Here is a 12,644-nt window from a genome sequence, read left to right as displayed (position 1 = left end):
CGGGCCGGTCAGCCGCAGGGCAGCTCCAACCGCAGGCCGAGCAGGTCCACGCCCTCCACCGGCGACCAGTCCTTCTCCGGCGACCTGACGAAGCCGAGCCGCTCGTAGAGCCGGTGCGCCGAGACGGCCATCCCGGCCCGGACACAGATCACCACTGCCGCACAGCCCAACCCGGTCGCGCGGTCCACGCACGCCCGGACCAGCGCCACACCGACGCCACGCCCCTGCGCGGCCGGGTCGACAGCGAGCATCCGGAACTCCGCCTCGCCCGGCCCGGACAGCTCGGCGAACGGGGTGCCCGGCAGCACGAACGTGACAGAGCCCAGCACCGCGCCCGTCGCCTCGTCCACCGCGACAAGCACCTCGCCGCTGGCGGCCCGGGTCGACACGTCGGCCAGCACCACGCCGTACCCGTTCTCACCCTTGAGCTGACCGTCAGCCTCGTACGCGGCAACGGTCAGCCGCGCCACCGCCGGGAAGTCGACCGCCTCGGCGCGCCGGATCAGCAGGCCGGTCAACCGATCACCGCGATCAGGTCACCGTCCTGCACGACGTCACCCTCGTTCACGGCGAGCTGCTGGACGACCCCGTCGGACTCGGCGATGACCGGGATCTCCATCTTCATCGACTCGAGGATCACCAGGGTGTCACCCTCGGACACGGTGTCACCGGTCGTCGCGACGACCTTCCAGACGTTCGCCACCATCTCGGCGCGGATCTCCTCGGCCATGTCCAGGCCCTCCCTTTTCGCGATGTGCCTGCCGACGTATCCAATCATGCGGCGGTGGGACGCGGCTGCGGGAGCGGCGCGGCCGGTTGCCGGTGTCAGCCCTGCGGAAGGTGACGCGCGTCGGCCGCACTACCATCAGCGGGTCGGACCCGACGCCGGGCGGCCGGAGGGTGCACGGTCGCCGAGGTTGTGCGCACGAGGGATCCGACCCATCACGAGGAGGTCAGCATGGCGAAGAAGTCCCGCAAGAAGAAGGCACGTAAGAAGAGCGCCGCGAACCACGGCAAGCGTCCCAACTCCTGACTCGGCGCGGCGGACCACACGGTCCGTCACCGATCAGCCCGCACCCGGCGGACACCGGTGGCCCGGGTCGACATCGACCCGGGCCACCGGTTTTCGTCAGTCGGATGGCGCGACGCTCAGTCGGCCAGCTCACGGGAGTCACTGGTCTCGAAGACCACCAGCTCGGTGAGCTTGACCCGCAACCGCTCGCGCAGCTCGTCCGGCGCGGTCTCGTTGCCGCAGCAACGGGCGACAAGCGCGCGGACCTCCTGCTCCAGCCCGTACTCGCGCAGGCACGGCCCGCACTCGTCGAGGTGGTGCCGGATCAGCGTCCGCCGCTCGTCGGCGCACTCCAGATCCAGGTAGAGGTAGACCTCCGCGAGCACCTCACGGCAGTCCGTCTCGTGCGGCTCCCCACAGCTCACGTCACACCTCCCGGCCGGCAGCGGCAGCGGTCGAGCCCTTCGACGAGCGGGCGGCACTGAAACCCCGCTCCGAGGCGTAGCGCTCGAGCAGCTTCCGCAGATTACGACGGCCCCGGTGCAGACGCGACATCACGGTGCCGATCGGCGTACCCATGATGTCCGCCACCTCCTTGTAGGAGAAGCCCTCGACGTCGGTCAGGTAGACGGCAAGGCGGAACTCCTCAGGCAACTGCTGAAGGGCTTCCTTGACGTCGCTGTCCGGCAGCCGGTCGAGCGCCTCGGTCTCCGCCGAGCGCAGACCGCTGGAGGTGTGCGACTCGGCCTCGGCGAGCTGCCAGTCGGTGATCTCCTCGGTGGGCGCCTGGATGGGCTGGCGCTGCCGCTTGCGGTAGGAGTTGATGTAGGTGTTGGTCAGGATCCGGTAGAGCCAGGCCTTCAGGTTGGTGCCCTGCTCGAACTGGTGGAAGGCGGCGTACGCCTTCAGGTACGTCTCCTGGACCAGATCCTCGGCATCCGCCGGGTTGCGTGTCATTCGCAGCCCAGCAGCGTAGAGCTGATCGACGAATGGCATCGCGTCCCGCTCGAAACGGGCCCTGCGCTCGTCCGTCTTCTCGGTGGTCAACCGCACATCCCCTCGCGTCGGATGCTTTCTCGCCGAGGATACGCGCACGGACGTGACCACAGATTCACTTCCGGCTGGTGTGCCCGTGCTCACCGCTCCCACCCCGCCCGGTTCCACCGTCGCGGGCCACTCCGGAGCGTCCAGCAGCCGCTTGAGCTGCCGGGCCTCCCGTTCGTCCCGTTCCCGGATCCGTGTCTCGGTCGGCACCGGTCACCCCCCTCGAAAAAGTCGTCCGGGGGTAGTAACGCGGGACGGCGGGTGGGGCATTCCGTCCGACTCTCCCCGTTCCTGGTCCCGGCCCCGACGGGCGGCCGGCGCTGGGACCAGGAAGGGCCTGGGAGGGTTGGCGCCTCCCGCCCGAATCGGTCCGGTGGCACCATCGGATGCAACGACCCGCGCCCGGGACCGGACACGGTTCTGCCGGGCGCCCGGGCCGGTTCAGTCGGCCGTCCAGCCCCGGTCGCGCAGCCAGTCGCGCACCACGTCCGCCGTGCCGGCCGGATCCCGCCGCAGGTCGTGCGTCTCCCCAGGCCGGGTCACCACGTGCGCCGACGGCCCCGGCTGCGGCACCCCGAACGGGTCCCGGTCGCCGTTGACCACGAGCGTCGGCAGGCCGGTGTCCAGTTCGGCGGCCCGCGAGCGTTCCGGACGGCCGGGCGGGTGCAGCGGAAACGCCAGCGCGACGACACCGGCCGCCCCCACCGCGTGGGCTGTCCGGCAGGCCACCCGCGCGCCGCTGGAGCGCCCGCCGACCACAAGTGCCGGCGGGTCCGGGTACCTGTCGCGGACGGCGGCGAGCACCGCCGTCCAGGCCTCGTCGAGGTGACCGGCGGGGGCCGGCGCGCGTCGGCCGGCGACCCGGTAGGGCTGGGTCACCCGGACCACCGCCACGCCGGCCGAGACCGCCGCGTCGCGTACCGCGAGCAGGTCGGGCGAATCCACGCTGCCGCCCGCACCGTGCCCGAGCACCAGCAACGCGGCGGCCGGCCGGACCGGCAGGTCGGTGTCGATCCGCGCCGGACCGCGCGGGGTGTCTATCTGGTCGCTGAGCGGCACCGGCCCATTCTGCGCCGTTCCGATGCCGGTCGGGCGGCGACCGGGCCGATGGTCAGCTCAGCGGGACCAGGGTGAGCAGCCGGTCCCGTACCGGTGGGCCGGCCTCGTCGGCGGCGGCCGGGTCGGGTTCGACCTCGCCGCGCCACGCGACGAGCATCGCCCGCCGTTCCCGGGGCGTGGTGGCGCCCCACACCCCGTGACAGTCACCGACCTCCAGCGCCCAGGCCAGGCAGGACCCCTGCACGTCGCATGTTCGGCACAGTGCGACGGCGGCGTCCGCCGGCTCGTTCGGCGCTGGAAAGAACGTCTCCGGATCGACGCTCTGGCATGTGCCTCTGGTGCGCCACGCGTCGTCCTGTCGCCGCTCCCGCAAGGCTCTCAGCAGTCTCGGATCTCGCCGCGCCGCAGCCACCTCGTGCGGGCGGGGCATACGTGCCCGTGTCATCCACCCACCTCCCCCGTGGGACCGGCAAGATCGGTGGATGTCGTCCGCCCCGTGCGAATCGACACCCACTACCGGCGCTGTGTTCTATCGCACTTGTGCGCGCCGAAACAAGGGGCTGACGGGAACATGACCGAACGGCCGGGAGACGAATAGCGCGCAACCCTGCCAAATCGGCACCCGACGATGCGTCAACGTCAGAACAGAGTCAGCTCCTGTGGCGCCGGACCCACAGGCACCCGCGCGGTCAACCGCGGACCGTCATTGCGGACGTCGCCCACCGCCGGACCCACCGGACGGATCTCCAGACCGGCCAGCCAGTCCGACGCCGGTGGGGCGAGCAGGCGCTCCGGCTCGTCCGTCGGCTCCAGCCACGACGACCACCGGTCCGCGGGCAGCAGCACAGGCATCCGGTCGTGCACCTCGGCCAGCTCGCCGAGCGCCGCCGTCGTCAGCACGCTGAAGGTCAACCGGCTGTCCGTGCCGGACTCCCAGACCGACCAGATGCCGGCCAGCGCGAGCACCGATCCGTCGGCGGGGGTCATGAAGTACGCCTGCCGGCCGCCGTCGGGAAGCCGGACCCACTCGTACCAGCCATCGGCCGGAACCAGGCAGCGCCGACGGGCGAACGCCCGGGCGTACGCCCGGCTGGTGGCCACCGTCTCCGCCCGCGCGTTGATCATGCGGGCCGCCCCGGCCGCCGAACGGGACCAGTGCGGCAGAAAGCCCCACCGACCCACGCACAGGCTGCGGTGCCCCTCCGGGGTCACCCGGACCAGCGGCACCGGGTCGGTCGGCGCGACGTTGTGATCCGGCCCGACCCCGCCGTCGGTGTCGTCGGACGACTCGAACAGCGCGCTCAGTTCGCCGGAACTCCGGGTCGTCGCGTACCTGCCACACATGGCACACACGCTAGTGCGTCGGACGCCCGGTCGGCTGTCCCGCCAACCGGGAGTACGACAGCCGGTTCCCGCCGCCGACCGGCCTGCACGGCAGAATGTAACCGTGGGGAATCTGACCGCGACCCGGCCGCCGCAGCCGTGGACCGCACCTACCGCGTCCGACCCGGTGGCGGCGACACTGCGCCTGCCCGGCTCCAAATCGATGACCGCCCGCGCCCTGGTGCTCAGCGCCCTGGCCGCCGGCCCGTCGACGCTGGCCCGGCCGCTGCGCGCCCGCGACACCGAGTTGATGGCGGCCGGCCTGCGGGCGATGGGCGCGCACGTCTCGATCAGCGACGACGAGCGCTGGCTGGTCCGACCGCACCCGCTGGCCGGCCCCGCGCACGTCGACGTGGGCCTGGCGGGCACGGTGATGCGGTTCGTACCGCCGGTGGCGGGCCTGGCCGACGGGCAGGTCACCTTCGACGGCGACCCGTACGTCCGCACCCGACCCCTCGGTCCGCTGGTCGGCGCGCTGCGATCGCTGGGCGTCCGGATCGACGTCACCGGCTCCGGCAGCCTCCCGCTGACCGTGCTCGGCACCGGCCGGATCACCGGCGGCGAGGTGGTGATCGACGCGTCCGCCTCCAGCCAGCTCGTCTCCGGGCTGCTGCTGGCCGCCCCGCGCTTCGACAGGGGTGTCGTGGTGCGCCACGTCGGGCCGCCGGTGCCGTCCGCGCCGCACCTGCGGATGACCGTGCAGATGCTGCGGGCCGCCGGCGCGGCGGTCGACGACACCACCCCCGACCTGTGGACCGTCGAGCCCGGCCCGCTCAGCGGGCGCGGCTGGGAGATCGAACCGGACCTCTCCGGAGCGGTGCCGTTCTTCGCCGCCGCCCTGGTCACCGGCGGTGAGGTGACCCTCCAGGGCTGGCCACACAGCAGCGCGCAGCCGGTCGAGCAGCTCCGTTCGCTGCTGCAACGGATGGGCGGCGAGGTCAGCCTCTCCACCGACGGGCTGACCGTGCGGGGCACCGGCGTGGTGCACGGCCTGACCGCCGACCTGTCCGACGTCGGCGAGCTGACCCTCGTGCTGACCGCGCTGGCCATGCTTGCCGACTCGCCGTCGGTCTTCACAGGCGTCGGGCACATCCGGGGCCACGAGACCGACCGGCTCGCCGCGCTCGCGCGCGAGTTCGGCGGGCTCGGGGCGGACATCACCGAGACACCGGACGGGTTGGAGATCCGGCCCCGTCCGCTGCGCGGCGGGATCTTCCACACCTACCACGACCACCGGATGGCACACGCCGCAGCGGTGGCCGGGCTCGCCGTGCCGGGCATCGAGGTGGACGACGTGGGGTGCACCTCCAAGACCATGCCCGAGTTTCCGGCACTATGGTCAGCGATGGTGACCGGCAAGAACTGACGCGAGAGAGAGGGCAGGTCCTGGCGACCAGACGGCGGGAGTACGACGAGGACGACGTACGGGTCCGACCCGGCAAGTCGTCGCGCCCGCGTACGCGCACCCGCCCGCAGCACGCCGACGCCGTGGACGGGTTCGTCATCGCCGTCGACCGGGGGCGCTACACGTGCGTGTTGTCCGGGGCCGAGCGCGGCGTGGTCGGCGCCGACCTGCCCACTGTCACCGCGATGCGGGCCCGCGAGCTGGGCCGCAAGTCGGTGGTGGTGGGTGACCGGGTCAGCCTGGTCGGGGACACGTCGGGCGCCGAGGGCGCTCTGGCCCGCATCGTCCGGATCGCCGAGCGCCGCTCGGTGCTGCGCCGCACCGCCGACGACGACGAGACCACCGCCGAGGGCCGGCTGGAACGCGTGGTGGTGGCGAACGCCGACCAGTTGGTGATCGTGAGCGCGTTGGCCGACCCGCCGCCGCGTACCGGGTTCATCGACCGTTGCCTGGTGGCCGCGTACGACGCGGACGTCGAGCCGCTGCTCTGCCTCACCAAGGCCGACCTGGCCGGGCCGGAGGAGGTGCTGGGCTACTACACCGAGCTGGAGCTGCCGTACGTGCTCAACCGCCCCGACTCGGACCTGGACGCGCTCCGTGCGCTGCTGAGCGGCAAGGTGTCGGTGATGGTCGGGCACTCCGGGGTGGGCAAGTCGACGCTTGTCAACCGCCTCGTTCCGGACGCGCTGCGCGCGGTAGGCGTGGTGAGCGCGATCGGCAGGGGCCGGCACACGTCCACAAGCGCGGTGGCGCTGCGGCTGCCACCGGTGCCGGGCGTCGACACCGATCCGGGCTGGATCATCGACACTCCGGGGATCCGCAGCTTCGGGCTGGCGCACGTCTCGGCCGACAGCCTGCTGCACGGCTTCCCCGACCTGGTCGAGGGCACCGTCGACTGCCCGCCGAACTGTCCGCACACGGCCGACGAGGCCGACTGCGGGCTGGACGCCTGGGTGGCCGCCGGCAAGGCCGACCCGCGCCGGCTGGCGTCGTACCGCCGGTTGCTCGCCTCCCGGGCGGGCGACGGCGACGGGCGCGGCGACAGCGACCAGCGCGGGCCCGGCGAGGGTGACAGGCGCGGGCCCGACGAGTGACCCGCCGGGCGTCGGCTAGGTTGCCGGCATGACCGGGTACGCCGACGACCTCGCCCTCGCCCACCTGCTCGCCGACCGGGCGGACGCCATCTCCACGGCCCGGTTCCGGGCTCTCGACCTGCGGGTGGAGGCGAAGCCCGACCTGACTCCCGTCTCCGACGCGGACACCGCCGTGGAGCGGGAGATCCGCGCCCTGCTTGCCGAGCACCGGCCGGCCGACGGGCTGCTCGGCGAGGAGTACGGCGCACAGCCGGCCAGCGGCCCCGACGACCGCCGGTGGATCGTCGACCCGATCGACGGGACGAAGAACTTCGTCAGGGGTGTGCCGGTCTGGGCGACCCTCATCGCGCTGTACGACGGCGAGCGCCCGGCTGTCGGCGTGGTGTCCGCGCCGGCGCTGGGCCGACGCTGGTGGGCCAGCGCGGGCGCTGGCGCGTACGCCGGTCCGGGGCCGGCCTCCGGCACGCGGATCGGTGTCTCGGCGGTGCGTCGGATCGAGGACGCCAGCGTCTGCTACTCGTCGCTGACCGGGTGGGAGAGCGCCGGGCGGCTCGACGCGATGCTCGACCTGATGCGGGCCAGTTGGCGCAGCCGCGCGTACGGCGACTTCTACGGCTACATGCTGCTGGCCGAGGGTGCACTGGACGTGATGGCCGAGCCCGAACTGTCGCTGTGGGATGTGGCGGCGCTGGTTCCGATCATCACGGAGGCGGGTGGCACGGTCACGGATCTGCACGGTCGACAGTCGCCGACCGGCGAGCCGGGCACCGAGAGCAGCGTGGTCGCCACCAACGGTGTGCTGCACGCCGACATCCTCACCCGGCTGCATCGACCAGCCGAGCGCTGACCCCCGGCAACCTCTATCCTCGCCAGGTGGTCTCCTCCGGCTGGTGCTTTCTCGCGGCGATGATTGTCGCGTACGGCTTCGCCAACCTGCTCCAGTCGGTGGCCGCGGCCCGCACAACGGTCCACCACACCTTCGATCCGGGCCTGCTGCTGCGGCTGGCCGGGCACCGCACGTACCTGGTCGGGTTGAGCTGCCAGATCGGCGGTTTCGTGCTCGCCTTCCTGGCCCGGCGGGATCTGCCCCTGTTCCTGGTGCAGGCCAGCGTGGCCGCCGGGCTCGGGGTGACGGCGATTCTCGGCGTGGTGGTGCTGAAGTGGCGGTTGCCGGTGGCCGAGGTGGCGCTGCTGGCCCTGCTCTTCGGAGGGATCACCGCGCTGGTGCTGTCCGCACGTCCGGCGCCGTCGAAGCAGCTCGGCACGGCCGGCTCGGTGGCGCTGCTGGTGGCGCTGGGTGTCATCGCGGTGCTCGGTGTCTTCGCCGTCCGGCTGCACGGGGCGCCCGGGTCGGTGGCGCTCGGTTCGCTGGCCGGGCTGGCCTTCTCCTCGGCGGCGGTGGCGGCCCGCCCGCTGGCCTCCGCGCCGTCCGCCGAGGCGTTCCTCGCCGATCCCCTGTTCTACCTGCTGATCGCCCACTCGATCGTCGGGCAGCTGCTGCTGGGCCTTGCCATGCAGCGGGGCTCGACGACCGCGGCTGTCGCCGCGATGGACGCGGCCGGGGCGGTACCGGCGGCGATCGTCGGCCTGCTGCTGCTCAACGACAAGATCTGGCCCGGACGGGAGTGGCTGGCCGCTGCGGGTTTCCTGGTCACCCTGACCGCGGTGATCGGGCTGACCCGGTACGCGCAACCCCAGCAGCACCGCGCGGCGCCCCGCCGCCGGGATCCGGCAATGGTCGGCGCCGGCCGACCCGTCTGACCGGCGCCTCCCCGCGTCACGCCTCGACCGGCTTGCGCCGGCTCACCACCCGCTCGTAGAGGCGCTCCAACGCGCCAGCCGTCCGGTCCCAGGTGTAGCTGCTGCGGACCCGGTCCACCGCCGCGTGGCCGTACGCGAACCGGCCGGCGTTGTCGGACAGCAGCCGGCGCAGCGAGACCCCGAGTGTCCGCACGTCGCCGGGGGGCACCAGCCGACCGGTGACCTCGTCGACGACGGCGTCCGCCAGGCCGCCCATCGCGTAGCCGACCACGGGCACCCCGCAGGCCATCGCCTCCAGCGACACCCGGCCCGCCGAGGAGTAGTGCGGCGTGCAGGCCACCACGTCCGCCGACCGGTACCAGGTGGCCATCTGGTCGTGTGGCACCGCGCCAACGAGGCGTACCTGGTCGGCCACCCCGACCTGCTCGGCCAGCTCCCGCAACCGACGCGCCTCCGCGTGGTTGACCAACGCCTCGGCAGGTGGCCCGCCGGCGATCACCAGTTCGGCGTCGCCGACCAGCCGCATCGCCCGGATCAGGTCCTCCTGCCCGTGGCCCGGGGAGAGCCCGCCGACGGAGAGGATCCGCGAGCGTTGCTCGCGCGGCGCGGCCTCACCGTCGGGGTGGAACTGTTGGATGTCCACCCCGGCCGGCACCATCGCCACCAGGCTGCGTTGCAGACCCATCCGGGTCAGCTCGTCCACCTCGTCGTTGCACTGGGCGACCGCGATGTCCACCGCCCGGGTCAGTGCCCGCTCCAGCGGGATGCGCTGCCCCGGGCCGTCGTACCGCCCGCCCAGGTGTCGCAGCTGCTCGACGCCGAGTGAGTGGAACGTCTGCACCACAGGGATGTCGGTCTCCCGCACGGCGTGCGCGGCGGCCAGGCCTCCGACCCAGTAGTGCCCGTGCACCACCTCGGGTCGCCAGGCGCCTGCCCACTCGTCGGTCAGCCAGCGGCCGAACGCCGTGACGTGCGGGATCAGCTCGGCGGTGGGCAACGGGGTGGGCGGGCCGGCGGACACCCGGTGCACCTGGTAGCCGTCGACGTCCGTGGTGTCCGGCAGCTCCGGGTCGTCCCGACGCTCGTAGATCCGGACATCGTGGCCTCGGCCGGCCAGCTCGGCGGCGACCCGCGCGATGTGCTGTTGGGTACCGACCGGCGGGCCGTCGGCGTGCCGGTACGAGCTGGTGTGCGCGCAGACGAGGCCGACGCGCATGGGTCACCTCCCTGCGATCTTTTCCTCGGCGGTGGTCCTCCCGGTCAGAGCGTCCCATTAACCCGAGGGCCCGGAGTCGAAACCTGGCAGATCGGGAACAGTCCCCGCAGGTGCCGCCGACGCTTGCGCCATGACAACCATGGCGGCCGACGCCGTGATCAGACACCTACCGGTGGTATGAGCAGCCCCGGGCGGGGGTACCGCTGAGAAATGCCCCTGACCCGCAGTCTCGACGATTCGACCGTGGTGATCACCGGTGCGTCCAGCGGGATCGGCACCGCCACCGCGTACGCGCTGGCCCGCCGTGGCGTCGCCGTCGTACTGGCCGCCCGCAGCGAGCCGGCCCTGCGCGAGGTGGCGCAACGCTGCCGGGAGCTGGGCGGCCGGGCCCTTGTCGTGCCGACAGACGTGACCGACCTGGAGTCGGTACGGCAGTTGGCGGACCGGGCGGCTGCCGAGTTCGGGCGGATCGACGCCTGGGTGAACAACGCCGCGGTGAGCGCGGTGGGCCTGTTCGACGAGATTCCGGTCGCCGAGTTCCGCCGGGTGCTGGAGGTCAACCTGCTCGGTGCCGTGCACGGCATCAAGGCCGCGCTGCCGTACCTGGAGGCGGCCGGCGGCGGTGTCCTGGTCAACAACGCCTCGGTGCTGGCCGAGGTGGCGATGCCCTACCAGTCGGCGTACAACGCCACCAAGCACGGCATCCGGGGGCTCGCCGACACCGTCCGGCAGGAGCTGCGGGTCACCGGGCGGGGGCAGATCTCCGTCTGCACGGTCCTGCCGGCAACAATCGACACCCCGTTCTTCAGGCACACGGCCAACCACACAGGCCGCGAACTCGCGCCACCCCCGCCGGTCTACCCGCCGGAGGTCGTCGCCGAGACGATCGTCCGGCTGCTGCGCCGGCCGCGCCGCGAGGCGTACGCGGGTGGCGCCGCCCGGCTCATCGGCCTTCAGTGGCGGCTCGCGCCAGCCCTGGTGGAGCGCACCCTCGCCTGGTACGCCCATCGCACCCAGTTCGGTCCTGGCGCCCGGATGGACAGCAGCGGCAACGTGTTCGACGCCGACGCCGAGGCGCGCCGGGACGGCGGCTGGCATGGCCGGCGTCGCCAGTTGGTGCGGATGACCGCCGCGTTCGGCCTCGCCGCCGCGGGTACCGCGGTCGGCACGATGGCGGCCATGAACCGCCGATCCCGGTTGGTCCGCTGATGTCGGGCGTCGACCGACCGGATGCGGCAGTGGTCACAGGCGCGCACAATGGGGCGATCATGCCGACCGCTTCGCGTTGCCTCGTCGAGATCGACGAGTCGTCGGCTGTGGTCCGGTTGACGGGTGTGCTCGACGCCGGCGCGACGGACGTGGTCCGTGCCGCGCTGCTCACCCGGCTCAGTGACCGACCCGGCCCGGTGGTGGTCGACCTGACCGGGCTGCGGGTCGCCGACCCGGCCGTCCGCGGCGTCTTCGCCGAGGTGCGCCGGGAGATCGCCGACTGGCCGGCCGCGGACCTGCTTCTCGTCGACCCGACGGTCGCCGGGCCCGACCAGCCGGACGCCGCACCGGGCGTCCCGGCCTGGCCCACCCTGGACGGCGCGCTGGCGGCGGTCGCGGCGGCACCGATGGCGGCGGTGCTCACCGCCGACCTGGATCCGGCTGTGGGAGCCGCCCGGGAGGCCCGCGAGATGGTCACCACCGGGTGCGAGCGCTGGGGCATGCCGACCCTCGTCGACCCGGCGTGCATCGCGGTCACCGAGATGGTCAACAACGTGGTGGCGCACGCCCGGACGGCGATGACGGTGCGGCTGGCGCCGCACGACAGCGCCCTGCACCTGGCGGTCCGGGACCACTCCCCGCGACAGCCGACGTTCGCGGGACTGTCCCCGCCGGACCGGGTGGGCGGCCGGGGGCTGCTGCTGATCGACACGGTGGCCCGCCGGTGGGGCAGCAGCCCCGTACCGGACGGCAAGGTCGTCTGGTGCGTGCTGCACCCGGACGACGAGGTCGCCTGACCGGGCTTTCACCTCCGGTGCCCGGTTCCGCGTCGTACCTGCGGGGACGGCCCGGTTACGGCGGGAGGGCAGCGGGTAGTGATCAGACATGCGCGACAACGAGTACCCGACCCCCGTGTCCGACACCGAGTCCCAGGGGCTTCCGGACACCGCCGATGACGACTCGACCGCCAACGACGACGTCCTCACCGGACGCGAGGCGGACGGCCCGGACCCGGCCCAGCTGCCCGGAGACCGCACTCCGGTCGCGGTGGACCGGTTCGGGACCACCGCCGAGGAGCAGCTCGACGGCGAGTCGTTGGACTACAAGCTCGACCGGGAGGTCTACGAACGCCCGGCGGACGACCCGCTGGCCGGGACGATCGACCCGAAGATCGCCTTCGAGGCGGACAACCTGGAGGCCGCCGCGGAGGCCCAGCTCGACGCCGACGTGATGGACCCGGGGCCCACCTCCGACCCGAACTCGCCGGTCTCCCTCTACGACCACGGCCAGCTCGGCACGGTGGCCGACGCGACTGTGGGCCGGCTTGTCGAACCGGACGAGGGGGCGCACACCGACCAGGAGACCGACTCGGTGGCGTACGACGCCGGCTCGGCAGGTGGCGGGGCGAGCGCCGAGGAGCTGGCCATCCACGAGACGGAGCCGCCGCGCTCGGTCTGAGGC

General features: G+C 73.0%; 16 protein-coding genes. 8 read left to right on the top strand and 8 right to left on the bottom strand.

Annotated features, from left to right (window positions below; genetic code table 11):
* Positions 1–8 precede the first annotated feature (8 nt).
* Together ACZ6N8_RS20535 and ACZ6N8_RS20530 are read right to left on the bottom strand one after the other, a co-directional pair.
* Positions 9–518 carry a GNAT family N-acetyltransferase gene (locus ACZ6N8_RS20535; RefSeq protein ID WP_466011944.1) on the bottom strand — a complete coding sequence of 170 codons (510 nt, stop codon included), beginning with the start codon at positions 516–518 and terminating at the stop codon, positions 9–11.
* Positions 515–736 (bottom strand): biotin/lipoyl-binding carrier protein, encoded by a 222-nt coding sequence (locus ACZ6N8_RS20530; protein WP_364374320.1) that lies wholly within the window; start codon positions 734–736, stop codon positions 515–517. The genes ACZ6N8_RS20535 and ACZ6N8_RS20530 overlap by 4 nt, the downstream gene beginning before the upstream one ends.
* A 222-nt stretch (positions 737–958) precedes the next feature.
* On the opposite strand from ACZ6N8_RS20530, the gene ACZ6N8_RS20525 reads away from it, so the two are divergent.
* Positions 959–1,033 carry a 50S ribosomal protein bL37 gene (locus tag ACZ6N8_RS20525; protein WP_369814844.1) on the top strand — a complete coding sequence of 25 codons (75 nt, stop codon included), beginning with the start codon at positions 959–961 and terminating at the stop codon, positions 1,031–1,033.
* A gap of 116 nt (positions 1,034–1,149) precedes the next feature.
* Here ACZ6N8_RS20525 and rsrA read toward each other — a convergent pair whose 3' ends face one another.
* The 5 genes from rsrA to ACZ6N8_RS20500 all read right to left on the bottom strand — a co-directional run bounded on the left by rsrA (position 1,150) and on the right by ACZ6N8_RS20500 (position 4,459).
* Positions 1,150–1,437 carry a mycothiol system anti-sigma-R factor gene (gene rsrA, locus ACZ6N8_RS20520; RefSeq protein ID WP_089019138.1) on the bottom strand — a complete coding sequence of 96 codons (288 nt, stop codon included), beginning with the start codon at positions 1,435–1,437 and terminating at the stop codon, positions 1,150–1,152.
* 1 nt (position 1,438) lies between these two features.
* The gene (locus ACZ6N8_RS20515) at positions 1,439–2,266 is read right to left on the bottom strand and encodes a sigma-70 family RNA polymerase sigma factor (RefSeq protein WP_357984315.1); all 828 of its coding nucleotides are present in this window, start codon (positions 2,264–2,266) and stop codon (positions 1,439–1,441) included.
* Between the two features lie 231 nt (positions 2,267–2,497).
* On the bottom strand, positions 2,498–3,115 hold the full coding sequence (locus ACZ6N8_RS20510; RefSeq protein WP_466011942.1) for an alpha/beta hydrolase family protein: 618 nt from the start codon (positions 3,113–3,115) through the stop codon (positions 2,498–2,500).
* Between the two features lie 52 nt (positions 3,116–3,167).
* Positions 3,168–3,560: a WhiB family transcriptional regulator gene (locus ACZ6N8_RS20505; protein ID WP_364374198.1), complete on the bottom strand. Its 393-nt coding sequence runs from the start codon at positions 3,558–3,560 to the stop codon at positions 3,168–3,170.
* A 194-nt stretch (positions 3,561–3,754) separates the two neighbouring features.
* Positions 3,755–4,459 carry an SOS response-associated peptidase gene (locus ACZ6N8_RS20500; protein WP_364374201.1) on the bottom strand — a complete coding sequence of 235 codons (705 nt, stop codon included), beginning with the start codon at positions 4,457–4,459 and terminating at the stop codon, positions 3,755–3,757.
* Between the two features lie 103 nt (positions 4,460–4,562).
* Here ACZ6N8_RS20500 and aroA point away from each other — a divergent pair, with 103 nt between their 5' ends.
* The 4 genes from aroA to ACZ6N8_RS20480 are packed head-to-tail and all read left to right on the top strand — an operon-like array spanning position 4,563 to position 8,758.
* On the top strand, positions 4,563–5,864 hold the full coding sequence (aroA, locus tag ACZ6N8_RS20495) for a 3-phosphoshikimate 1-carboxyvinyltransferase (protein ID WP_466011940.1): 1,302 nt from the start codon (positions 4,563–4,565) through the stop codon (positions 5,862–5,864).
* Entirely contained in the window at positions 5,834–6,997 is a 1,164-nt protein-coding gene (gene rsgA, locus ACZ6N8_RS20490; protein WP_466011939.1) for a ribosome small subunit-dependent GTPase A, read from the top strand. Before aroA ends, rsgA begins: the two co-directional genes overlap by 31 nt.
* Before the next feature lie 28 nt (positions 6,998–7,025).
* Positions 7,026–7,844, top strand: coding sequence for a histidinol-phosphatase (hisN, locus tag ACZ6N8_RS20485; RefSeq protein WP_466011937.1), 819 nt, complete (start codon positions 7,026–7,028; stop codon positions 7,842–7,844).
* Between the two features lie 26 nt (positions 7,845–7,870).
* Positions 7,871–8,758, top strand: coding sequence for a hypothetical protein (locus ACZ6N8_RS20480; RefSeq protein ID WP_466011936.1), 888 nt, complete (start codon positions 7,871–7,873; stop codon positions 8,756–8,758).
* A gap of 16 nt (positions 8,759–8,774) precedes the next feature.
* Here the strand turns inward: ACZ6N8_RS20480 and ACZ6N8_RS20475 are convergent, their stop codons facing one another.
* Complete coding sequence (locus ACZ6N8_RS20475) at positions 8,775–9,974, bottom strand: glycosyltransferase (protein ID WP_466011934.1); 1,200 nt, start codon at positions 9,972–9,974, stop codon at positions 8,775–8,777.
* A 210-nt stretch (positions 9,975–10,184) separates the two neighbouring features.
* Here ACZ6N8_RS20475 and ACZ6N8_RS20470 point away from each other — a divergent pair, with 210 nt between their 5' ends.
* From ACZ6N8_RS20470 to ACZ6N8_RS20460, 3 genes are all read left to right on the top strand, one after another.
* Positions 10,185–11,183 carry an SDR family oxidoreductase gene (locus ACZ6N8_RS20470; protein WP_466011932.1) on the top strand — a complete coding sequence of 333 codons (999 nt, stop codon included), beginning with the start codon at positions 10,185–10,187 and terminating at the stop codon, positions 11,181–11,183.
* Positions 11,184–11,242: 59 nt separating this feature from the next.
* Entirely contained in the window at positions 11,243–11,980 is a 738-nt protein-coding gene (locus ACZ6N8_RS20465; RefSeq protein WP_466011930.1) for an ATP-binding protein, read from the top strand.
* Positions 11,981–12,068: 88 nt separating this feature from the next.
* Positions 12,069–12,641 carry a DUF5709 domain-containing protein gene (locus ACZ6N8_RS20460; RefSeq protein WP_203175605.1) on the top strand — a complete coding sequence of 191 codons (573 nt, stop codon included), beginning with the start codon at positions 12,069–12,071 and terminating at the stop codon, positions 12,639–12,641.
* Positions 12,642–12,644: the final 3 nt, after the last annotated feature.

The sequence above is a fragment of the Micromonospora sp. NPDC047521 genome (genome assembly GCF_055587305.1).
This window is presented reverse-complemented; position numbering and strand designations above follow the sequence as displayed.